Source organism: Paenibacillus sp. V4I5, assembly GCF_030817255.1.
Classification (GTDB): Bacteria; Bacillota; Bacilli; order Paenibacillales; family NBRC-103111; genus Paenibacillus_E.
Genome location: NZ_JAUSZB010000002.1, coordinates 6,188,278 through 6,210,521, shown reverse-complemented (window position 1 = coordinate 6,210,521; position 22,244 = coordinate 6,188,278). Strand labels below are relative to the sequence as shown.

The following is a 22,244-nucleotide window of genomic DNA, read 5'->3' as shown; positions in this document are numbered from 1 at the left end:
GTCAACTCTCTCCTTTCAAGATAGGAGTCAGTTTGCCTCCAGGAAAGGAAAAATATGCAGCATATAAAAGCAAAAGCTCCCGCTGTCTGGCAGCAAGGAGCTTTTCGCATGATTCATGCCTTTTTCATTTTTTCTGTAGGGGAAAATTATTTGACTTCAATTGAAGTAATAACTTGATTATATCCTTTTAACTGAACCGGATGATTTTGCACTAGTTGAGTACGGTCGCCAGTTATTACTACATTCGGAGATACGTTGTAGATTGTTGCTGTGTTATTTTGCGTTAATGAAACTGTTGCGATCTTACCTTGTGCGTCTGGTGTCGAATAGTTAAATAGGCCAATTACATCAATTGCTTGATTATCTTGAGCCAACTTCGTCACTTGTATAGTAACTTGGTTACCGGAAGTTGTGATATTGACTACATCGCCAACTTGAAGCAAGGCAGCAGGTACCTGTACACCACCACGATAAATAACTACATTAGAGCTAATTGTGTATGGAGTTGTTGTTCCTGCTGAATTCGTCAAAGTCAACACATTATTGTTGTTGTAAACTGCAGCACTAATCGTCCCGCTTGTGACGTTATTTTGTTGAGCCATTTTCGTTACTTCAATATAATTAACAATATTATTAAAACCATCAACTTTAATTTCATCGCCTACTTGCAGTTGAGCAGGGCTTACTTGTACACCACCACGTAGTATGAATACATTTGGGTGAAGGGTGTACGGAGTTGATACGCCATTTTTAGTAAGCGTAAGAACGTTATTAGCAACTACGGCGTTCACAGTTCCAGTGCTGATGCTTTGATCTTCGTCAGGCAGTTGGTTGCCTGCACGATCCAATAAAGCAGCCAATTGAGCGCGTGTTACGTTTTGAGTTGGTTTAAATGTGTTATCCTCAAACCCGTCAATCAGACCTTTTTCGATCGCTACAGCTACATAACCTACAGAACCGGCCGGGATTTTGTTTGCATCTTTAAATTGAAGTGTTGTATTCATTTTCGCTTTTGCTTCAGCTTCCAATTTCAAAGATTTGACCAAGAGTGTAGTCGCCCACAGACGATCTGCAGGTTGATTCGGTTTAACGGAATCTTCACTTTCAGAGAACAAATCATTTTCAAGAGCTACAGCTACATAACCTACAGCCCATGCAGGAATTTGATTCGCATCTTTAAAGTTCAGCTTCGTTTGCATTTCAGCAGCAGATTCTGCTTGTTCACGTAATCCCATATTACGAACGGCTGCTACAATTGCTTGAATGCGCGGAACCGCAATGTCAGGCTTAAATGATCCATCTTCAAATCCTTCAAATACGCGTTTGGAAGATAAACTTGCTATGTAACGCAATGCCCATTTCGCGCCTTCCATATCGTTGAAGTTCAGATTAATGTTGATGTTCGTATTAACTTTATTATGGTTGTTGCTTTTGTTTTCATATTTAAAATCTTTCTTATCATCACGGTCATGATCATTGCCTTTAGCGAACGCTGCAGCTCCGCCCCCCATTACCATTGTAAGTACAAGACCTGTTGCTACTGCTTTTTTCATTAAGTTCTTCTTCATTGTCAAATTCTCTCTCCCTTATTCATATGATGGAGCCTTCGCGAAGGGTTCCTGTGTTATGCTACAAGAATTCGCCCATCCGATTATCTTTTTGGGGGTGTACATCAAAATCTTTTATATCATCTTAATTTCTGAGTCTATTAAATCCACTATCAAACTGCTAAACTTAAGCCATATCAGACTATCGCAAAAGGAGTTTACACATGCGTCTACGGAATCCTCGAGTTCAACTTATTATCGCTTTAGCCGTTCTGCTTATTGTTTTGTCCGCAATTTCGTATAGCAAGGTTTGGCTTAAACAAGGGAATATCGAGCCAGAAGCTGTTTCTGAGCCAGCCATCACGCATCCAGACACTCCAATCGTAAGCGTTGCCCCCACAGCACCTGTTGTCGCAACAAATAATGAGAGCGTTAATACGTATCCTACTGAACACATCGATGTCGTTGTAATCGGCAGTGAGCTTGAAGGTCTTTACCTTGCCAGAGCTGCAGCAGATGAAGGCTTGAAGGTTAAAGTATTGGATCCTCATAAAGCTTTTGGAGGTCAGATTCTCCAAAGTCAAATGCTCTTTCTCGATGAAACCCGCGACGATCAAGGACATTTACTTGTACAAGGCCGTGCCAAAGAATTATTCGACGGTTTCAGAAATGCCAAAATTCGTAAGCTTCCTGAGTTCTCTACATATATGAATAAACTAATTAGAGATATTCCTTTGGAATCTGGCATTGTCATTAATGAGATTGAACAAACGAATACTTCTGATCAAATGCACAAAATCGCTTCTATCGTTTACAGTACAGAAAAGAAGGAAAAGAAGAAAATCACAGCCACCTATTGGGTGGACAACAGCGATTATGCCGCGTTAATCAGTCGATTGGACGTCAAGCGATTGCCAGGTCTTGAGAAGTTCTATGGTCAAAAAGAGATCGAGTATATGAGTGCTGGCATGATGATGAAGTTCAAAAATGTCGACTGGAAAAAGTTTAACACCGCATTTAATCTATTAAAGCAGGAAGAAAAATCGAAACAATTCGGTGGCGGTTACGTAAGTGATAGCTTCGCTATTGGGCTAAGCGGAATGACTAAAGCCTATCATCCTTCCAATGATCGAGTCTTTCTAAGAGGTTTAAATGCGGTACATCAACGGGATGGGGAAGTACTCATTAACGCCCTTCTTGTTTATACCGTTGATCCTTCAAAACCAGAGTCCATCCAAGAGGCTGTTAATTTGGGTAATAAAGAAACTGCTCTGATTCTCAATCACTTCCGTAAAACGTTACCGGGTTGGGAACATGCTGAATTAGGCGAATTTCCTACGTATCCCTATGTCCGAGAATATAATCACTATGAAATGGACTATGTTTTAAAACCATCTGATCTCCTTTCAGGCACGATGTTTTGGGATAATGTCAGCATTGGTGGATATCCGCTTGATTTGCAGGGCACAAGCGCTAACAAGTGGGGTATTGAAATGGGGCGTCCGGATAAATACGGTATGCCACTGCGCAGCTTTTTGCTGAAAAATTATGAGAATGTCATCGCGGCCGGAAAAAATGTAGGTTCATCGGCTATCGCCTACGGAAGCACAAGGATTCAACCGAATACTAGTCTAGCTGCAGAGTCTATCGGAGTTATTTTAGGTCAACTGCATGGTAAGCAAAAGCTGAGGGAAATAAAACCTGATGAAATGGCCAAACTCCAGCAGTACTTAGCTCACCACTATCAAATCAAGGTTACGGGTGTAGTAGGTACGAATAAAATTACCGGTTGGAACGAAGAAGAAATTAGAAAGCTCGACTCCGGAGAAATTATATATCCTAGCTATATTAAAACCAGAAAAAATCCTGCGAGTAAATAATCAGATAAATGATCAGAAAACCGTGCATTCGTTCCTCGAACGAGTACACGGTCTTTTTTTGCAAAAAATCGTTAGATTTCTCGCAACAAAATAGTTGAAATCATGCATGTTCAGCATTATAATAAGCCATATACTTATTATTACTTATAATCACTTAAGCGAAAGGAGTTAATCCCCCTTGTTTCAGGAAGAAAGACTTATTTCAATCGTCGAATACTTAAAATCAAATAAACGAATTACTGTCGATCTTATTTGTGAGCTCTACGATGTTTCGCGGGACACAGCTAGACGTGACATGGTTAAGCTCGAAGAGCAAGGGACTATTGTTCGAACGCGCGGCGGTGCCATACTCCCTACCCTTTCCAAAGAAGTTGGAGATTATGATCAACGATTGCAAGCCGAGTCTTCCTCGAAGCTAACGATTGGCAAGACAGCTGCGGCACTCATTCAAGACGGTGATTATATCATGATGGATGCCTCAACCACAGTCCTACATGCTGCCACTGCACTAAGCTCCAAGCAGAATGTCGTCGTGACAAGCTCAATTGAAATTGCTGCTATTCTCACTCGTAAAGATGAAACGATCATCCATATTCTTGGCGGTGTACTGGATAACAAGCACCATAGTGTATACGGAGCGAAAGCGATCGAGATGTTAAATGACTATCATGTCGATAAACTGCTCATCGGTACTTGCGGAATTACAGAAGAAGGGCTGTCTGCTCCCAACGAAGAGGATTGTTATCTGGTGAGAGCCATGATGCAGCATGCGGACCAAGTTATCGTATTAGCGGATCATTCCAAATTCGGAAAGCGATTATTTCATCGCGTAGTGGGATTCGAGAGTATTGACATCCTTGTAACGGATCAGGCATTAAGCACTGAAATGAAAGAGAAATTACTTGCATGTGATGTGGAAATCGTATTAGCAGGAGGAGAAGACCAACATGATTAAACTTATCGTAAGTGATTTGGACGGCACATTACTCGATCACAATAAGAAAGTCAGTTCTAGAGAATTAGCTGCACTATTGAAAGTCAAAGAAGCTGGTATTAGACTTTGTTTGGCATCAGGAAGAATGAACATTGAAATGCAGCAGGTATTGGCGGAAATTGGTCATCGCGCCTATTCCGTATCGCAAAATGGTGCATTCATCCACTTAGAGGACGGTACGTTCATGAAATCCCAGCTTTTTCAACCTGATTTGGCTTATCAAGTTTACCAGCTTCTTAAGGATTTTGATCTCGTCAAGCTCGTTTGCTCGGGCGAAGCAAATTATATCACGAATTTGACTCCTGCTTCCGATGAGGTGCAATCCCGAACATTCCAACCTTTTATTGTCAAAGAAGATGTGGAGCAGTCTTTGAAAGGGGACTTTGCTGTTTGTAAGTTCTCGATGTTTGGAAAAATAGAAACTCTCTTGGAGCTTAAGGCTCTTATGGAGGATAAGCTTGGGGATCAGCTTGAAATGTTCATTTCTGACAAAGATTGTCTTGACATTATGCCTCTCGCTGTTTCAAAGGGCAGCTCTCTGCTTGTCCTTATTGAAAAATTGGGATTGCAGCCAGAAGAGATCGCCTGCTTCGGGGATTCTTTCAACGATGTATCGATGTTCGGCATCACTCCTCATAGTTTTGCTATGAAAGGTGCTCATCCAGAAGTCAAACAAAAGGCATCGTACCATGTTGATTCTGTTGCAGAAGCCATTGGTCATGTATTTGCTTATAACGAGAAATATGCATTAGAACAAAAAGGAAGCACCGCCTTATGAAAAGACTACTTATTATGGGGTGCTTGTCCTACCTATTAACAGGCTGTACCCACGTTATATTTGGCGCTGTTTTGCCTGAATTACTTGCTCATTACGATCGTAGTTACAGTGACGGCGGAATGCTAGTCTTCCTAGAATTCGGTGGTTTCCTTCTAGGTGTACTCTGCATGCCTAGTCTTATTCGTCGCATCAGTCGCAGAAGTACCATTACAGCGGCTTTTGGTCTTCTCTTTTTCGCCATGATCGCCATTGTCCTACTGCCTCCATGGCCGATTACGGTTTGTCTCTCTTTCATAGCCGGTGTCGCTTTCGGACTCGTCGAATCCTGCATTAGCACCTTTGTATTAATGGCAGCAAAGGATAATCAAGCGATTGCTTTCAACAAGCTCGAGGTTTTCTTCGGACTTGGGGCGTTATTTATGCCAATTATATCAAGTATCCTTATTGCCGGCGGCTTATGGAAATATGGATTCCTGCTTTTAGGTTTAAGTGCATTAGCTACGGGTATCGTCTGGTCAAAGCTTTCCTTAGGCGAGCATGATACGTTATTAGCTCATAAAGCGGATCGCATGCAGCGAACAGAGAAACTCCCTGCACTGACGAAGAGCTCCTTGACGTTTCTTCTTCTACTCATGATCGTTTTCTTCTTATATGTAGGAATGGAAAATACCATCGTTAATTTCTTGCCTTCCATCTTTACCGATCAATTACATGCTTCCAGCTCCGTTTCCTCTCTCGCTGTAACTGCCTTTTGGCTAGCGATGGTGATAGGCCGTATTTTCGCCGGTGTGGTAGCCGAGAAAATGACTTATTTCCGTTACTTAGCTATCTCCTTTGCAGGTAGTCTGCTTACAGTTCTGATATGGGTGTTTAGCACGAACCTATGGAGCAGCTTCGCAGTTGTACTATTACTTGGATTATTCATGTCCGGTATGTTCGCTGTAGCTCTCATTTATGCGAATCAACTGCTTCCGGGGCGTACAGAGCAAACAACGAGTACGCTAATCGCAGCAGGGGGATTAGGAGGTTCTATTCTGCCCTTAGGTGTCGGTTGGGGGATGGACCGTTTTCATGTTGGCGTGTCGATTTGGTTTGTACTGATTGGTATGTGTGTCGTGTTAGGCATCATTTTATACTCTCGGAGATGGAACGTTCAAACCACAAAGTCTGTATAAAGTTAAAAAAAAGCTGAAACCCTTAGTGGATTCAGCTTTTTCTATGTTATCGCAACGGCTTTAATTGGATGATGATAGCTTTTTCCTCGAACAGTACATTCTTTACACCAATCAGTTTTGGCAAGTGATCTTCAATAGGGAGTTTAAAAGGCGAAAGTTGAACCCATTCACTTGGTACTTGCATGCCTTTAATACTCGTATTTCTATGTTGTACGACTAAATTCGGCGGGTTCCAAGCAAGGGTGAACATCATTTGGGCACCGATGGGTATCTTCTCCCGCCACCTAACATTTACGTCAGCCACAAGGTTCGAACCTTGTAGTGTAAGCTTCGCCCCTTCAATTCGAAAATCATTAGGGAGAACCTGATGTGCAGCTAACTGCTTCTTTACCACTTCATTAAGGTCTTGTTCGGTTAGCTGTACCTCAAGCTTCCGGTTCTTGACGATGTCTGTGATCTTACTGCTGATCGTGATTTCATTATAATCCAGGTTTAAATCTTCGGTTGGTTTAACATGCCGAACGGCGATCGCAAGTAGCGCCGTAAGGATGAAGCCCACAGCTATGGCGAAAATAAAAAGTTTTCTCAGCACGTCTCACACCCCGCAGATAACAATTTGTTGTTGCCCTCGTAGATAGGGCTACTCTTTGTTCTGCTGCTTTTCTTTGAGCCAGCGAGGAGCGCCCTTGCTCTTGCGATCTCGCTCGCGCTGGGCTTTACTCACGGTCTTGCCACCAGCGGCCGTGTTCGCCTGCGCCGCCGGGGCAGCGCTGCTCTGGCCGCGCGCGTCAGTCGCCGCGGCGCTAGTGCGCACCGCGCCCGCTGGCGCGGCAGCATCCTGCGCGCCGGCGGAGCTGCGCGTAGGTGCTGCGCCGCTCGGGCGGGCAGCTTCGCGGCGGCTGCGCATCGTCGCCGCACTGCGGTCCTGGGCCGGGTCGACGAGCCGGCCTTCGAACATCGCCTTCGGCGCGATCGTGATGCCGAGCTGCTTCTCGAATTTGTCGAGAATGAACTGCTCCTTCGGCGTCACGATAGAGATGGTCGTACCCTCGCGGCCCATCCGACCGGTCCTGCCTACGCGGTGGAGATAATACTCCGCGTTGGTCGCAGGATCCAAGTGGAAGACGTGGGTTACGCCTTCAATATCAAGTCCTCTTGCGGCAACGTCCGTTGCGAGCAGCAATTGAAATTTCCCATCCCGGAAATTCCCCATTACTCTGGCCCGGTCTTGTTTGCTGGCTTCTCCGTACAAGGCTTCAACAGATAGACCAACGTATTGCAGTTTGGCCACCACTTGGGCAATATCGTCCGTGACGTTGATAAACACGATAGCGGATGTAGGCTTAATCAGACGTACAAGTCTTCTCAACGTATCAATCTTTTCACGTTCCTGACACACCACATACATGTGTTCCAATGTTTCGGCTGTACGCTGATTCGGATTGATTTTGATAATCACAGGATCTTTGAGCCATCTCCCCGCAGCTTGCTCAGTGCTTTGCGGAATCGTCGCGGAAACAAACACCATCTGACTGGACTTAAGCATTCCTTTAAGGACGGCTTCAACATCCTGCATGGAACCTAGCTCGAACACTTGGTCCACTTCATCAACAATTCCCATTTTCACATGATGTAAAGTAAGCTTCTTTATTTTCATAAGTTCAAGCAAACGACCCGGCGTACCAACAACAATATGAGGGTGTAGGCGAAGCTTTTCTACTTGTCTAACAATGGCCGCTCCACCGATAAGAGATTGAGAACGAATCGGTCCTCCGTCCGTGAACTTCTCAATTTCCTGCATGATTTGCATACCAAGTTCTCTGGTAGGAACGACTACAAGCACCTGCAATTGTTTTTGCGTAGAATCGATTCGCTCCAATGCTGGAAGCAAATAGGCTAATGTTTTGCCCGTACCCGTTTGAGACTGAATGATGGCATCTTTCCCTTGCTTTAACACAGGAATACCTTCGGCTTGAATCGGTGTTGGCTCACCAATCCCTAATTCTTGCAATTTATCTAAATAGGACTGCGCGATCTGCAGTTGTTCAAAGCTTGTACTCAATTTACAAAAACCCCTTTTCTCATCCAATCTAATGTCCTTATTATATGCCACGCCGTAAAACGATACAAATCGCCAACCACTGAAAGCAGAAATAAGAGTCCATAAGGACTCTTATCCGCCAGATCCCCACTCTTCAAGCAGTCTCTGCTTAATCACATCACGTGCCCGGAACAAGCGTTGTCGAACGACTCCCTCCGTTACACCAAGCTCATTAGCCATATCTTTGTAAGATAAATTATGGATCCATTTCATCGCAATAATTTGTCTGTAGGAAGGGCTAAGCTGATTGATGTAGGTGATTATAGCCTCGCGCATTAGCTTCAGCTCTACTTCTTGATCCAGTGGAACCGGGTATTCAGATGTTGGTGCCGCTTCTTTGATACAGAGCATGAGTTCAGCTTCCAGCTCATCCCGGTTACGCTTGTGCTTACGAAGATGATTGAGTGTCACATTCCGAGTTAACTTCTTAACCCAACTTTCATATTTATCAATTTCAGTCAATAAAGGCGCTTTGCGAACAGCCCTAAGAAATGACTCCTGAATAATGTCTTCGACAGCCGCATGATCCCTTAATATGAAGTAAATCATGGGATAAACGAGGAGATAGAACTCCTGGTATATCTGCTCCTGCTCGCTCTTATCTAATGTATAAAAATCACTGCTGAATATCAGTCTCAGAGACTTCGAATTAAACGCCCCCTAGCCTACCAGGTAGAACCAACGTATTGTGTTCCTACCTTATTTTAGGTCATAAAACGGGAGTAAACAATAATAATAATTAATTTAGGTGGAAAAAACTTCCTGCTTACTTCGTTCAAGCTTCTCATTGAGCCATGTAAATATGTCATCCAGAGCCTTTTCATCTTCTTTCCGAGGAAACCGATGTTCAAGTCCTGTATATAAAGCCATCGTATAATCTTTGCCAGCTTGATCCAGAGAGTTAGCCAATTTTCTTGCATGTCCTATGTCCACTTGCGAATCATTCGTACCATGAATAATATAGATAGGCGTGTTGATTTCATTTACCCAACATGCTGGCGACCGATCGATGTAAGCCTCGACTTGTTTCTTCGGATGTCCGACAACCCGTTTGAGCATCCGCCGCAAATCCACACGCTGCTCATAGGTATCCAACATGTCACTTACACCTCCCCAAACGACAACAGGACCAACCCCGCTGCACTCTCGGGCTGCACGCATGGCCATAACAGCACCTCTGGAAAATCCAATCAATGGTATGGGACCTGGCAATACTTCCTCTAAAGATTGCACCACTGGAATAGCATGAAACAAATCGAACCGGTCTTCCCCGCCAAAATCCTCACGTCCTTCCCCACCTTCATTCCCCCGATAATAAGGAGCAAAGACGACGTAACCGCGTTTAGCCATCGATATAATTCTTCGTTTGCGAACCATCCCAACACGTTTAATGCCTCCGCGGCAGTAAATGACAGCAGGTCGTGGACTTGTTCCATCAGGAACAGCTAAAAGACCTTTCACTTTTAGGCCTTGACTAATATAAGTAAGGATATAAAGAGATATATGCTTCACGAAACAGCGAATTTGCTCTTTTCCTACTAGTTGACCATCTCGGATATCGTCTAGTTCTATGGACATGGGTTCCCCCTATTTTGACAGCTGTCTTATCATCATATAAACTAAATGTACTCCACCTATTTTCCATCCGAAGGGATGAAACTATGAATACAGATTTTGAGAACGAATTTAATTCCTTAGTGTTCAAAACTGCTGAACTCATCACGGGCGATACTTCCCCTGAAATGCTTGAGAAAATTAAGATTTGGGCATTTTTTAATCATGTTCATAAGTCGCTGCCGGCTCTAACCTCCCACTGGAATCAAACGCATCCAGAAGGCAAAGCCGAAGTGCGTCGCATTTTCGAAGAAATTCGAGATTTGAACCAGGCCTTACAAGCGAAAAATCCGGAACAGACTTAATCATCCATCCATGAAAGAAAAAAAGCGGAATCCCAATCTATAACTGGGAGCCGCTTATTTTTTATTTAAAATACCAGATGCCAAGCGATCGAACATTCGCGGGAATAGATGAAATATTTTGATCCCCATTCCAGCCACAAAAGGAAGATCTTTCTCAGGAATATTTCTTTCTATCGCATGCATGAGTTCTTTAACGACTTTCTCCGGTTTAAGCATAAACCAAGCCACATTTTTAACATAGTTACCGCTCGGATCTGCTTTATCAAAGAAAGGTGTTGAGATGGGGCCCGGGTTAATCGCTGTTATAGAAATCCCAGATCTTATAAGCTCCTGCCGCAAGCTGTTCGTGAAACCTAACACTGCGTGCTTAGTCGCGGAATAACCCGTGGATTTGGCCGAACCAATCTTACCCGCCATAGAAGCCACGTTCACAATATGACCGCTCCCGGCCTTCAGCATATGAGGCAATACAGCTTGGGTACATCGGACTATGCCCATGTAATTTACATTCATCATTTCTTCAAAATGAGCAAGCGGCGCTTCCGCAAACGACTCAAATATCCCATAACCCGCGTTATTAATCAAAATATCGATACGACCAAATTTGGCTATAATTTGTCCTACAACATCATGAACCTGCTCTGTATTCGTTACATCCATCTCGTAAAAGGCATGCTGACCTTGCAAGCCCGAAGCAATTTCTTCAAGTTTTTTTGTACTGCGTGCAGTTAATATAGGAATGGCTCCTTTGGCTGCAAATTGCTGTGCCATAACGGCCCCAATGCCGCTCGAAGCTCCTGTAATTAAGACGATTTTGTTCGCAATGTTCAAGCTTACCTTCTCCTTATTGCGCAGTTTACAAAAAAATGGAGATACCGCTTAAGCAGCACTCCAGTTCATTTTAACATATGTATCTATAATAGGTCTCTTACGTGATTAATACTTGAATGTCCAGCTCGCCAATGTTATCCATGATCAAAGGTATGGTCAATGCTCTCTTCGGCACAAATCCAGCAGCTGTTGCAGATTGAACAATTTTCGGCGGTGTAATATCCACCCTTACCCCTTGATTGAAAAGCATTGTGCTTGCATTCCCACTAATCATATTACCAAGCTCAGAGATGGCGCTCTTACCCATTTCGTCCATTTCTGTAATAACAAATCCACCCATCATGGCAGAAACCATTTTCAAAGCAACATCCTCAGCTAAGCCGAAAACAATATCGCCTTCCATCTGCCCGGTCATCCCGATTTGGATCCAGATATACTTTTCCACAAATTTGACGTCTTTGACGCCGAGCTGCCCCGTTGTTGGGCGAATGTTAGCAACTTGCTCGATGACAATTCTAGCCGACTCCAAAAAGGGATTAATGTACTCAGCCTTCATAGCTCCGCTCCGATCTCATTTGTGAATAAGTTCCGCAGAAAAACGACCTTTTTCAACATTATACCTAAAAAATTAGGACAAGTATACTGTCTTTTTCGATAAAATAGTTCCTTCTACTCAGATACACAATCTCATCCTACCTTCATACTTATATTGTCGAACAACGATGCTTTGTTCATGCAAAAAGGAAAATGCAACATGAATATGGAAGATTATATATATTCGTGTCGAATCCTGATAAGCTTATGGGAGAAAATTCCTTAAAGGAGCGTTGGAAGTCTGTATGATAAAACAGCATATTACTGCTCGAAATTGGAGTTTATATCAATTTGCGCTAGTTTATCATATTATTGCCCTATTTTTGATCGGGGTAAATTTCTACTTTATACATCCTCTTGCTTATATGCAAGATAACCGATTGATAGGCCTATTTATCGATGTCATCCTATTTGGCTCGATTTTCGGATTAGCTTTATTTGGCATTAAACTAGTTAATAAAAGAGTATTGACCATTAACGAAACCGCGAAACGATATAAATCACTTTACGATAATCATCCTGATTCTATTATCTCGTTTAGCTTGGACGGCGAGGTATTGTCCGCTAATCATGGATTGGAAAGTCTTCTAGGACTAGCTCGCGAGACCTCGATGTTAACTTCCTTCATTCCTATGATCAATCCCCCGGATCTTCTCAAGGCATTGCATCATTTCCAAGTGGCTTCAGCCGGGATGCCGCAAAATTTCGAGGCTGCCTTTGTTCATCAGAAAGGTTACCCTATCCAATCCAATGTAACGTTCGTCCCGACGATGGTAGATGGCAGTATTGTAGGAGTTTTCGCCATTCTTAAAGATTTGACTGAAGTCAAGGAACAGAAGAAGGTCATCGATAAGCTCTATAAACAAAATCAACTCATTCTCAATTCCGTTTCAGAAGGTATTTACGGGATTGATAGGAGTGGTCGCACCATTTTCTGGAATAAGGCCGCTGAGGCGATAACCGGGTGGAAAGTAGATGAAATGCTGGGCCGGCAAATTCATAATCTTATTCGACCCGTTAAGAGCGATGGTACGCTTTATTCACCTGAGGAAAGCCCTATTTTGAATACGATTCTGAATCACGAAATTTCTGACATGAAAGAGGATATGTTCTGGAGAAAAGATGAAACCACCTTCCCCGTCATGTACATGTCTAGTCCTATGCTGGAGGGCAAAGGTGAACTCCTAGGTACGGTTATTACTTTCAGAGATATTACCGAGCTGAAAAAGACGCAGGAGCTGCTAATTAAATCAGACAAGCTGTCTGCTGTTGGGCAGTTGGCTGCTGGCGTTGCGCATGAAATCCGGAATCCGTTAACGGCATTGAAGGGATTCTTGCAGTTGCTCAAGACGAATGATGCCAAAGAGAAATATTACATAGAAATCATGCAAAATGAACTGAAGCGTATTGAATTTATTGTGAATGAGTTCTTGCTTGTATCCAAGCCGCAGGCGACACATTTCGTAACTCAGACCTTAGATTCCATTGTCACAAGCACAATTGAACTTCTTCAACCTCAAGCACTGCTTGGAAATATTCAGATTGAAGCAGAACTTACGTCAGATCTGCCGCCTGTCTCCTGTGATGAACATCAGCTTAAGCAGGTTTTCATCAATATTATGAAAAATGCGTTGGAAGCTATGCCGCAAGGTGGTACAATGCGTATTCAAGCTCTACTGGACAATAACCGAAGCAGCATAATCATACGTTTCATCGATCAGGGGTGCGGTATATCACCCGAGCGGCTGCCCAAGCTTGGAGAACCATTTTATAGTACGAAGGAAAAAGGAACAGGACTAGGTCTTATGGTCTGTTATCGAATTATCGAAGCACACGGCGGCTTTATGGAAATTCGTAGTAAATTAGAAGAAGGAACGACGGTAGAGATCACCCTTCCTTCCACGCAATAAACACATGAAAGGGAGTATTAGCAAGATGAAAGGTTTTCTCATTGATTTAGACGGTACACTGTACCAGGGGCATGAACCGATTCCCCATGCGGCGGCATTCATTGATTGGCTGCACCAGCACCAATTGCCCTATTTACTCGTGACGAACAATTCGTCTCGCACGCCAGAACAGGTTGCCGAGCATCTGCAAGAGCTCGGCATAAAGGTGCCAGCGGCGGCCGTCTATACTTCCTCACAGGCGGCCGCTCAGTACTTGACCGAGCAGCGCGGAGGTCACCGCGTGCATATGGTCGGCGAAGCCGGACTACGGATCGCCTTGGAGGCGTCCGGCTTCGCCGTAGGTACTGAGACGACGCCGGATTACGTCGTCCAAGGCATTGACCGCAGCTTCTCCTACGAGAAGCTGACCGAAGCGGTCCGCCATCTGAAGCATGGCGCGACCTATGTGTTAACCAATCCCGACCGCATGCTGCCGTCGGATGGTGGGCTTATGCCAGGAGCTGGCTCCCTGGCAGCTTCGATCACCGCCGCCTCGGGCGTGGAGCCCGTGGTGATCGGCAAGCCTTCGCCGATCATCATGGCTTACGCCATCGAGCGGCTCGGGCTGCCTGCCGCCGATGTCTGGGTCATCGGCGATAACGTGCATACCGACATCCGCGGAGGCAGGTTGGCGGGATGCCGCACGGCGCTTGTGTTGACCGGTGTCGCCACGGCGGATAACGTGCAAGAGCAGCTGGCGTCGGCGGGCTTGACGCCGGACTTGATCTGCGATGATTTGCAGCACTTCATCGAGCAGTTAAACGGAAGTGGCAGCATATAATGTGAACATTCACATCCAACTAGGAGTGGGATAATCGAGTGAAATAGCTACTTGTGAAATAGAAGATCGCCACTTGCAAATAAAAAGCCGCAACTGTACTCAACAAGAGCAGTTGCGGCTTTCTTCTATTCAATACGGTCCCAGTCAACTTCCAGCGGGGAATTCTTCTCTTGCAAGCGGCCCTCTCTCGCATCCTTCTGCAGCTGCTCCAGCCATTTTAACTCGCTAAATGCACGTTTATAGGTTCCTATTAACATCTGTAAGACAACTCTTGGAACAATGGAAATGTGTTCTTCATACAAGCTTTTCATCTTGTTCATAATGATTTTTTGGGCCAAAATCTTATTCTCAAGAATGTCGGCAATCTTCGCCTGATCCCCATGCACGGAGAAAGGCAGAGCGACATAAAGCGGATGGTAGTGCTTGATTTCTTCATGCAATTGTTCCACTAATAGTTCTTGAAATTTTAATTTCCCGGCTGCGGTAATTTGATAGATCGTTTTCTCCGGACGATTCGTGTCCCGTACAACCTCATGTGCTTCTACGAGTTCATCCTTATGGAGTTGATCCATCGCATAATACAGCGAGCCGTCTTGCAGCTTCATGTAATTGTTCATGCCTCTTTCTTTCATCGTCTGCCGAATTTCATAGGTATGCCGGTTAGCTTCCATCAGCAGCCCGAGAATGACGAGCTTCATCGACATGATGTTAACCTCCTAGTTAGTGTCCTATAGGAGCGCTTTCTTTGACCGGAGCACTTCCCACTTCAAGTTTAGCATTACCCATGAATAAGATGAACACAAGACCGATTACAGCCAGAACGATGGTCGTTTGGAAAACAACGGCAATGGAGTCAGCCAACGCTGTAAGGAGCTTGTGTAGAACTTCGGCTGGAATGTTTGCTCGAACCTCCGGCTGAAGCAGAATTCGCGCATCTTGGAACTTCTCAGCCATAGCTGGATCCTGAAGGGATGTTGTGATGTTATCTCTTAGCGAGTTGACTTGAATGCTGCCAAACACCGCCACCCCGATGGCTGAACCTACGGAACGGAAGAAACCAACCAGTGAAGTCACTGTGCCTCTGAGGCGAAAGTCTATTTTATGGAGCGCAGACATCGATGTAATCGGGAAGCAAGCTCCGAGCCCAAGACCAAGGAGAATCATATAGGTTGTAATTAGCCAGCGCTTGGAATCGATGGAGAGTCCGCCTAAAAGCGAAGTTGCCAGCAGCAGTAACACGATGGAAACAAGCATGACATTGCGATAAGAGAACTTACCGATGAAGCGCCCGCCGAGTGCACTGCTGACAACGACACCCAGCATCATTGGGGTTAAAGTAGAACCTGCACTTGTAGCAGAGCCTTCAAATACACCTTGAATGAATAAAGGTATGTATGTGCCGGCTGAGATCAAAACTGCACCATAAGCGAAGCTGACACCCATGCTAGCGGTGAATAGGCGATTTTTGAACAAATCAAGCGGGATAATCGGTTCTGCTGCATATTTTTCAATCATAATAAATGTACCTAAGAGAACAGCAAAACCTGCAAACAACCCAATGATTTGTAAGGAATCCCAAGCATATTCTTTACCGCCAAGTTCCAACGCGAACATGAGGGAGATAATCGACGCTGTTAGAAAAATAGTACCGCCCCAATCGATCTTCGCCTTGCTGTGTTCGACGGATTCGTGATAAGAGAAAATGATTAATAGTAAGGACACAATGCCGAGGGGGAGATTTATAAAGAAAATCCATTCCCAAGTCACATGATCGGTGAAGTACGCACCAATGATCGGCCCCAGTACGCTGGATAGTCCGAATACAGCCCCGAACAACCCTTGCATTTTACCCCGTTTCTCTGGCGGGAAAATATCAAAAATAATCGCGAAAGTTATCGGCATAAGGGCACCGCCCCCGATACCTTGAATGGCGCGGTAGATGATGAGCTCAGTCATCGATCCCGCCGTTCCACATAAGGCTGAGCCAATCATAAATACAATGATACCGATAATAAAAAATAGTTTTCGGCCATACATATCGGATAGTTTACCGAAAATAGGCATGGCAGCCACATTCGCAATTAAATACGCAGAAAAAACCCAGACGAATTGGCTGAAACCGCCTAGTTTGGACACGATCGTTGGCATCGCTGTTGAAACAATGGTCTGATCCAGCGAAGCCAGTAAGAGTCCCATCATCAACGCCACAACGGTCCACGTTGTATTTGACTTACGGGTTAACGACATAAAGTGAATCTCCTTCATCCTTTATTTCATATATATAAAGTATTATAATCAAATTTGAGTATTTAGCAACGGAAATTGGTTGTGTTCGTCCGAACTTCCTCGCTAGAATGTGCTTGGTTGTCCAACTTTATCCTGAAATGTTGCCGATTCCGGTCTTCCTATCATATAATAGGGTTACAAAAGGTTTTTATGTCCTTTACAATTCCGATAAATTTTATTTGTATCTTTACTATAAAAAGCAGGAGGTATGCTCATGAATATGAACCAGTTAGAAACATTGCTCACCATATCCAAAACAATGAGCTTTCGAAAAGCTGGCGAAATTCTTAACTTGACCCAACCTGCCGTTTCCGCGCAAATAAAGAGCCTTGAAGACGAATTCGGCACAATTCTCATTGATCGCAATCAGCCCGTTACATTAACCGATAGTGGCAAGCTGTTCTTGGAGCATGCAGAAAAAATGCTGCGGATCGCCAGTGATCTCAAGCAGCGGTTGTCTGACTTACATCATATACCGCAAGGTCATATCCATATTGGCACGACAACGTCAATTGCCATGCAGATTTTACCGAGGGTGCTGTCCTATTTCCAAGACCAGTTCCCACTGATCAAGACGACCATTCACTCGATGACCTCTTCCCAAATTATGACTTCGGTGGAGAATAGCCAAATTGATATTGGCATTACGTATTTGTTCGAAAAAAATCAAGCCTTAGAAACTTCGGTGCTTTATTATGATACTTTCGAGCTGATTGTTTCCACACAGCATCCACTTAGCCGATTTGCCCATTTATCTATTGAGAAGCTGCGCAACATTCCATTCATTATGCTTTCTCCGGAAACAGCCGGCCGACGATTCGTTGATCAAATCTTCAAAGCTTATGATGTCTCCCCACATATTGTGATGGAGCTCTCCAGCAGCGAAGAAGTGAAGCGCATGGTGGAGCTAAATCTCGGGGTCGCTATCATCTCCAAGCTTTCTGTCGCAGATGAACTGCGACATGGAACTTTGAAAATGGTCAAAGTGAACGAATTGGATATTACGCACCCTGTAGGTGTAGTATATAAGTCAGGACGCTACTTGAATTCTGCGATGCAGCAGTTCCTTCGTGATCTAAAAGGAATGCCGGAAACCCAGTTTCTCGGCTCAGAATAAAATATGACTGCTTGCGATGCCAGTTTTGCTAAAGCAAAACTCTAAGGTTCATGCTTACGTTGCCAGTTTTGCTAAAGCAAAACTCTAAAGTTCATGCTTGCGATGCCAGTTTTGCTAAAGCAAAACTCTAAGGAGGTTATTTACGATGAAATTCGACCTACATACCCATCATGACCGATGTGGACACGCTAAAGATAAAATTCGCGACTATATCGAAGCCGCTATTGCCGGCGGATTGCAAGTCATCGGGATTTCTGACCATTCCCCTTATTTTGGGAGCCCAGATGATCAGGCTCAACCTTTAATCGCTATGGCTAAGAGTGAATTCCCCCGTTATATCGAGGAAGTTCTGCAACTAAAAAAAGAATATGAAGGTAAAATTGATGTGCTTCTAGGTGTTGAATCCGATTACTTCCCAGATCATGTCGAGATCTACCGTCAAGAGTATGCAAAATACCCGTTCGATTATATTATTGGCTCTGTTCATCTATCTGGCGGTGTCAGTATCTTCAACCGCAACAGGTGGAAAAAACTAAATGAAGAGCAGAAGATCCAGCATAAAGAAGAGTATTATAACCTTATTGCGGAATCAGCACGTTCCGGCATGTTCCAAATTCTCGGGCATATCGATGCAATGAAAGGCTTCTATCCTGCCTTCTCTGATATCGCTACACCTTTGGTTAATGAAACGTTGAAAATCATTGGAGAAGCTGGTGTAGCGATTGAAATCAATACTTCAGGAAAGACGAAGGACGTAGGCGGCTGGTACCCTTCCAATGAAATATTGGAGCAAGCGCTGCATTATGGTGTTGAAGTGACCTTCGGCTCAGATGCTCATCTGCCAAGCCGAGTTGCTGATGATTGGGAAGAAGTTAGCAAGACGTTAAAAGAGATTGGCTTCAACCATTGGGTCTATTTCAAAAATAAACAAAAACAAATCGTTCAACTTTAAAACAGAAAAAATCTCCTTCGCTGCTTTCAGCGGGGGAGATTTTTTCTGTTCTCTATTCAATATGGCCAGATGGGTTTGATTCAAGAAAAGCAAGCTTATGCTGTAAACATTGCTGTAACACAGGCAGAGCTTGCTCGGCAGTCATTGGCCGGAAGAAGTAATAGCCTTGAATTTGACTGCAGCCATTAGCGACTAAGAAGCCCGCCTGTTCTTCTGTTTCAACACCTTCCGCAATAATTTGCAGTTGAAACGAATTGGCTACAGAAATAATTGCTTTAATCATTGCTCGATCCTTATCATCCGTCTGTACGCCGCGGACAAACGATTGGTCCAATTTGATTTTGGTGACTGGGAACCTTTTCAAATAACTTAGAGAGGAGTAATGTGTACCGAAATCGTCAACGGATATCGCAATGCCCAGCCCTCGAAGCTTGCTAAGTGCATCTAGCTGTTCATCCTGCATCGCGAAATTCTCGGTTATTTCCATCTCCAAATACTTGGCTTCCAGGCCTGTCTGATCTAAAATTTGTATCACTTTATCAACAAAACGTTCATCATTCAGCTGTTTGACCGAGAGATTGACCGAAATCACTAAAGGTTCATTCGTCATGCTGTGCCAAGCCTTCATCTGCTTGCAAGCACCTCTCAAAACCCACTCACCAATACTAGCAATTGTACCAATTTCTTCTGCTAGAGGAATGAAGTCAGCTGGAGAAATATAACCTTTGGTCGTATGATTCCAACGTAGGAGTGCTTCCACACCAATAATTTTACCTAATAAACAATCTACCTGCGGTTGATACACGATTTCGAGTTCATTCCGCTCAAGTGACTGGCGCAGATGATTTCCCATCTCCAGCTTTGTTAGGGAATTCATTGCCATCTGCTGATTAAAGAAGCTGTATGAGCTGCCGCTCTCTTTTTTGGCTATGTACATGGCAATATCCGCATTTTTGAGCAATGCTTCCCAAGTTACACCCCCATACGGATACTGCACGATACCAATACTGGCGCTAATGAAAAAAGAGCGATTCGATAACAAACAAGGCGGCTTTAAGATATCTATTAATTGTTCACAGAAGAGCTGAATCTCCTTCTCACTTGGACAATCTTCTAGCAGGATGGCAAACTCGTCCCCACCAAATCTGGCAAACGTATGATAGGAAAGATTAGATTGTCCAATACGATTAGCAACTTCCTGCAGCATAAGATCGCCCATATGATGACCATGCGAATCATTAACCATCTTGAAGTTATCCAGATCAAAGAAAAGCATAGCAAGGGATGTATGATTAATTTCGTTGTGTACAATTTGTTCTTTTAAGATCATCTGAAAATGGGCTCGATTATGTATGCCTGTCAGAACATCATGATAAGCCATGTACGATAGCATTTGTTCGGATTCCCGCAAGCGTTTGGTTGAATCGTATAATTCTTGCTGTCCTGCCAAAAGTTCTTCATTCGCAGAAGTCAAATCCTCATTTGCAAACTGTAACTCTTGTGTGCGCTCATTTACCGCTCGATATAACTTATCCCGCTGTCTAACGCTATACAGGATAAAGATGAGACCAATTAGCAGAACAAGTATAAAAGAGCTGCGTATTAATATGATTTGATGCTTAATACTCTGAACAGCACTTGCTTGCGGCAGCGCAGCAAGCTCCCATTTCGTATCCGTATGTTCAATGGTGGCTATCATTGGATTTTCTTGAAAAACAGAATCGTCACCAAAGAACGCTGTCTCTCCAGGATTGCGGATGGAAATCTGTAAATCCCCTGTATCTACATTCTTAATTCCTGCTTCGACAAGCAGATGGTCCAGATTTACACCAACAGATACGAACCCCCAAAAAACACCATCTTGATAGATTGGCTTTCGAGCGACTAAACCATTAATGCCTTGTAGTAATTGAAATGGGCCATTCATTGTCATTTTTTTAGTCTGCAAAGCTCTTAAAACTTGCTGTTGAATATTGGCACGAGGATCCTGCAGCAAATCCCAATTATATATACTTTCGTTGCCCTGAATCGGATATACGAACTTCATAACTCCTTTAGGCGCAATAATTAAATTAAACGTTGATCCCTGAGCCCCATGATAAAGAGATGCCATGTATGCCATGACTTCTTTATCGTCTTTGTTTTGCAAGTAACTCGCATCCACATAAGCTTCCAAGCTTACCATCATATTAAAATTACGGTCAATAACGGATTGTAAAGCCAATGCTCTTGAGGATAATTGGGACTGTTCCGTAATTTCAAGCTCATGGAGTAAGGAGTCCTTATACTTATTAAGAACAAACTCTGACGATGAAACTAATATGACGAAAATTAGAGCTATTATCGTGTTTTGAATCATTTTCATGCTACTCTACTCCTAAGTCATATAAAAGTTTTATGTCACAATTCGACATCATCAGACTCTATTATTTCATCTCTAAACCTTCTGATGCAATCTTTTTATTGAAGTTGGTATTACTTCGCAAAAATGAATGAGAAATAACAAGAAGGACCTAGCCTAGATTGGCTGGGTCCCTTCTTGTTTTCCGATTTTACAACGCTCCATTAATGCAGCTGAGAAAGGTCCCATCAACCCATACAAGAAAATATGAATTGAGACAACGGAGGATACATCCGCGCGGCCCTCACCCGAACTCTTTTTCAAAGGGAAGCATGAAAATGCTAGGCACCGAGCGTATACCCGCCGATACAATCAAGGTAAAGAAGGTCACCAAGACGACAATCCAGCCGTAATGCAGTTTGGTGCGTTTTGCTAAAGTTCTCACTTTATTAACTCCCATTCCTCTGCCAAAATCCCATAAACCTCATGATCATGAAAGGTGTTATAACTGAACCCGGCCTGTCTAATTGTTCCTTCATGTTTGAATTTCAGCCTCACTGGAACTGCGCGGCTCTTGAAGTTATCCGTACGAGCTCTTATTTCGATCCGGTTTAATTTCAACTCTTTCAAGGAGTAGCTCACCATACATCTACAAGAATCCGTCATGATCCCTTTCCCCTGATACCCCTCTGCAAGCCAATATCCAATCGATGTTATCTGATTGCCCCAATCAATTTCGTGAAGGCTAATACAACCTACGATCTCATTCTGATAAAAAATACCGCAATTAATGCCATTGTTTTTTGCAAAGCGGCTAAGTTCTGATTCTATAAAAGCCCTTGTGTCTTCTACTTTAGTTGTTTTATCAACCCATGGAAGCCATTTCGCTAAATAAGCACGATTCTGATTGACCAAATGGAATAAGGCATCCGCATGCCTAACTTCTAGTATCTTTAATTCGAGTTCATCACTTATTTTACATGTAAACATGATTGACCT

The 22,244-nt window shown here is 43.6% G+C and carries 21 protein-coding genes; 9 read left to right on the top strand and 12 right to left on the bottom strand.

The window, feature by feature from the left end; translation table 11 throughout:
- Positions 1 to 146 precede the first annotated feature (146 nt).
- Entirely contained in the window at positions 147 to 1,568 is a 1,422-nt protein-coding gene (locus QFZ78_RS30515) for an S-layer homology domain-containing protein (RefSeq protein WP_307553117.1), read from the bottom strand.
- 203 nt (positions 1,569 to 1,771) lie between these two features.
- On the opposite strand from QFZ78_RS30515, the gene QFZ78_RS30510 reads away from it, so the two are divergent.
- From QFZ78_RS30510 to QFZ78_RS30495, 4 genes are all read left to right on the top strand, one after another.
- On the top strand, positions 1,772 to 3,427 hold the full coding sequence (locus tag QFZ78_RS30510) for an FAD-dependent oxidoreductase (protein WP_307553116.1): 1,656 nt from the start codon (positions 1,772 to 1,774) through the stop codon (positions 3,425 to 3,427).
- Between the two features lie 178 nt (positions 3,428 to 3,605).
- Positions 3,606 to 4,382, top strand: a complete 777-nt coding sequence (locus QFZ78_RS30505) for a DeoR/GlpR family DNA-binding transcription regulator (RefSeq protein WP_307553115.1) — start codon at positions 3,606 to 3,608, stop codon at positions 4,380 to 4,382.
- Positions 4,375 to 5,199 carry an HAD family hydrolase gene (locus tag QFZ78_RS30500; RefSeq protein WP_307553114.1) on the top strand — a complete coding sequence of 275 codons (825 nt, stop codon included), beginning with the start codon at positions 4,375 to 4,377 and terminating at the stop codon, positions 5,197 to 5,199. The genes QFZ78_RS30505 and QFZ78_RS30500 overlap by 8 nt, the downstream gene beginning before the upstream one ends.
- On the top strand, positions 5,196 to 6,374 hold the full coding sequence (locus tag QFZ78_RS30495; RefSeq protein ID WP_307553113.1) for an MFS transporter: 1,179 nt from the start codon (positions 5,196 to 5,198) through the stop codon (positions 6,372 to 6,374). The genes QFZ78_RS30500 and QFZ78_RS30495 overlap by 4 nt, the downstream gene beginning before the upstream one ends.
- Positions 6,375 to 6,420: 46 nt before the next feature.
- Here QFZ78_RS30495 and QFZ78_RS30490 read toward each other — a convergent pair whose 3' ends face one another.
- From QFZ78_RS30490 to QFZ78_RS30475, 4 genes are all read right to left on the bottom strand, one after another.
- A complete protein-coding gene (locus QFZ78_RS30490) occupies positions 6,421 to 6,966 on the bottom strand; it encodes a hypothetical protein (RefSeq protein ID WP_307553112.1) in 546 nt (181 codons plus the stop codon).
- Between the two features lie 48 nt (positions 6,967 to 7,014).
- Positions 7,015 to 8,436, bottom strand: a complete 1,422-nt coding sequence (locus QFZ78_RS30485; RefSeq protein ID WP_307553111.1) for a DEAD/DEAH box helicase — start codon at positions 8,434 to 8,436, stop codon at positions 7,015 to 7,017.
- Between the two features lie 111 nt (positions 8,437 to 8,547).
- Positions 8,548 to 9,057 (bottom strand): RNA polymerase sigma factor, encoded by a 510-nt coding sequence (locus QFZ78_RS30480; RefSeq protein WP_307555957.1) that lies wholly within the window; start codon positions 9,055 to 9,057, stop codon positions 8,548 to 8,550.
- 162 nt (positions 9,058 to 9,219) lie between these two features.
- Positions 9,220 to 10,053 (bottom strand): alpha/beta hydrolase family protein, encoded by an 834-nt coding sequence (locus QFZ78_RS30475; RefSeq protein WP_307553110.1) that lies wholly within the window; start codon positions 10,051 to 10,053, stop codon positions 9,220 to 9,222.
- 83 nt (positions 10,054 to 10,136) lie between these two features.
- Between QFZ78_RS30475 and QFZ78_RS30470 the strand changes: the two genes are divergently transcribed.
- Positions 10,137 to 10,394: a DUF2573 family protein gene (locus QFZ78_RS30470; RefSeq protein WP_307553109.1), complete on the top strand. Its 258-nt coding sequence runs from the start codon at positions 10,137 to 10,139 to the stop codon at positions 10,392 to 10,394.
- 54 nt (positions 10,395 to 10,448) lie between these two features.
- On the opposite strand, the gene QFZ78_RS30465 is transcribed toward QFZ78_RS30470, so the two are convergent.
- Both QFZ78_RS30465 and QFZ78_RS30460 read right to left on the bottom strand, forming a co-directional pair.
- Entirely contained in the window at positions 10,449 to 11,225 is a 777-nt protein-coding gene (locus QFZ78_RS30465) for an SDR family NAD(P)-dependent oxidoreductase (RefSeq protein ID WP_307553108.1), read from the bottom strand.
- A 97-nt stretch (positions 11,226 to 11,322) separates the two neighbouring features.
- Positions 11,323 to 11,781: a chemotaxis protein CheX gene (locus tag QFZ78_RS30460; protein ID WP_057307491.1), complete on the bottom strand. Its 459-nt coding sequence runs from the start codon at positions 11,779 to 11,781 to the stop codon at positions 11,323 to 11,325.
- Positions 11,782 to 12,064: 283 nt separating this feature from the next.
- Here QFZ78_RS30460 and QFZ78_RS30455 point away from each other — a divergent pair, with 283 nt between their 5' ends.
- The gene (locus QFZ78_RS30455) at positions 12,065 to 13,729 is read left to right on the top strand and encodes a PAS domain-containing sensor histidine kinase (RefSeq protein WP_307553107.1); all 1,665 of its coding nucleotides are present in this window, start codon (positions 12,065 to 12,067) and stop codon (positions 13,727 to 13,729) included.
- A 25-nt stretch (positions 13,730 to 13,754) separates the two neighbouring features.
- On the top strand, positions 13,755 to 14,549 hold the full coding sequence (locus QFZ78_RS30450; protein ID WP_307553106.1) for a TIGR01457 family HAD-type hydrolase: 795 nt from the start codon (positions 13,755 to 13,757) through the stop codon (positions 14,547 to 14,549).
- A 125-nt stretch (positions 14,550 to 14,674) separates the two neighbouring features.
- Here the strand turns inward: QFZ78_RS30450 and QFZ78_RS30445 are convergent, their stop codons facing one another.
- Entirely contained in the window at positions 14,675 to 15,253 is a 579-nt protein-coding gene (locus QFZ78_RS30445) for a PadR family transcriptional regulator (RefSeq protein ID WP_307553105.1), read from the bottom strand.
- Between the two features lie 16 nt (positions 15,254 to 15,269).
- Complete coding sequence (locus tag QFZ78_RS30440) at positions 15,270 to 16,796, bottom strand: MDR family MFS transporter (protein WP_307553104.1); 1,527 nt, start codon at positions 16,794 to 16,796, stop codon at positions 15,270 to 15,272.
- Positions 16,797 to 17,049: 253 nt separating this feature from the next.
- Here QFZ78_RS30440 and QFZ78_RS30435 point away from each other — a divergent pair, with 253 nt between their 5' ends.
- Both QFZ78_RS30435 and QFZ78_RS30430 read left to right on the top strand, forming a co-directional pair.
- Complete coding sequence (locus tag QFZ78_RS30435) at positions 17,050 to 17,952, top strand: LysR family transcriptional regulator (protein WP_307553103.1); 903 nt, start codon at positions 17,050 to 17,052, stop codon at positions 17,950 to 17,952.
- Positions 17,953 to 18,097: 145 nt separating this feature from the next.
- Positions 18,098 to 18,904, top strand: coding sequence for a histidinol-phosphatase (locus QFZ78_RS30430; protein WP_307553102.1), 807 nt, complete (start codon positions 18,098 to 18,100; stop codon positions 18,902 to 18,904).
- A gap of 52 nt (positions 18,905 to 18,956) precedes the next feature.
- On the opposite strand, the gene QFZ78_RS30425 is transcribed toward QFZ78_RS30430, so the two are convergent.
- From QFZ78_RS30425 to QFZ78_RS30415, 3 genes are all read right to left on the bottom strand, one after another.
- Positions 18,957 to 21,269, bottom strand: coding sequence for a bifunctional diguanylate cyclase/phosphodiesterase (locus QFZ78_RS30425; RefSeq protein ID WP_307553101.1), 2,313 nt, complete (start codon positions 21,267 to 21,269; stop codon positions 18,957 to 18,959).
- Between the two features lie 280 nt (positions 21,270 to 21,549).
- A complete protein-coding gene (locus QFZ78_RS30420; RefSeq protein WP_307553100.1) occupies positions 21,550 to 21,690 on the bottom strand; it encodes a hypothetical protein in 141 nt (46 codons plus the stop codon).
- Positions 21,687 to 22,235, bottom strand: coding sequence for a GNAT family N-acetyltransferase (locus QFZ78_RS30415; protein ID WP_307553099.1), 549 nt, complete (start codon positions 22,233 to 22,235; stop codon positions 21,687 to 21,689). The genes QFZ78_RS30420 and QFZ78_RS30415 overlap by 4 nt, the downstream gene beginning before the upstream one ends.
- Positions 22,236 to 22,244: the final 9 nt, after the last annotated feature.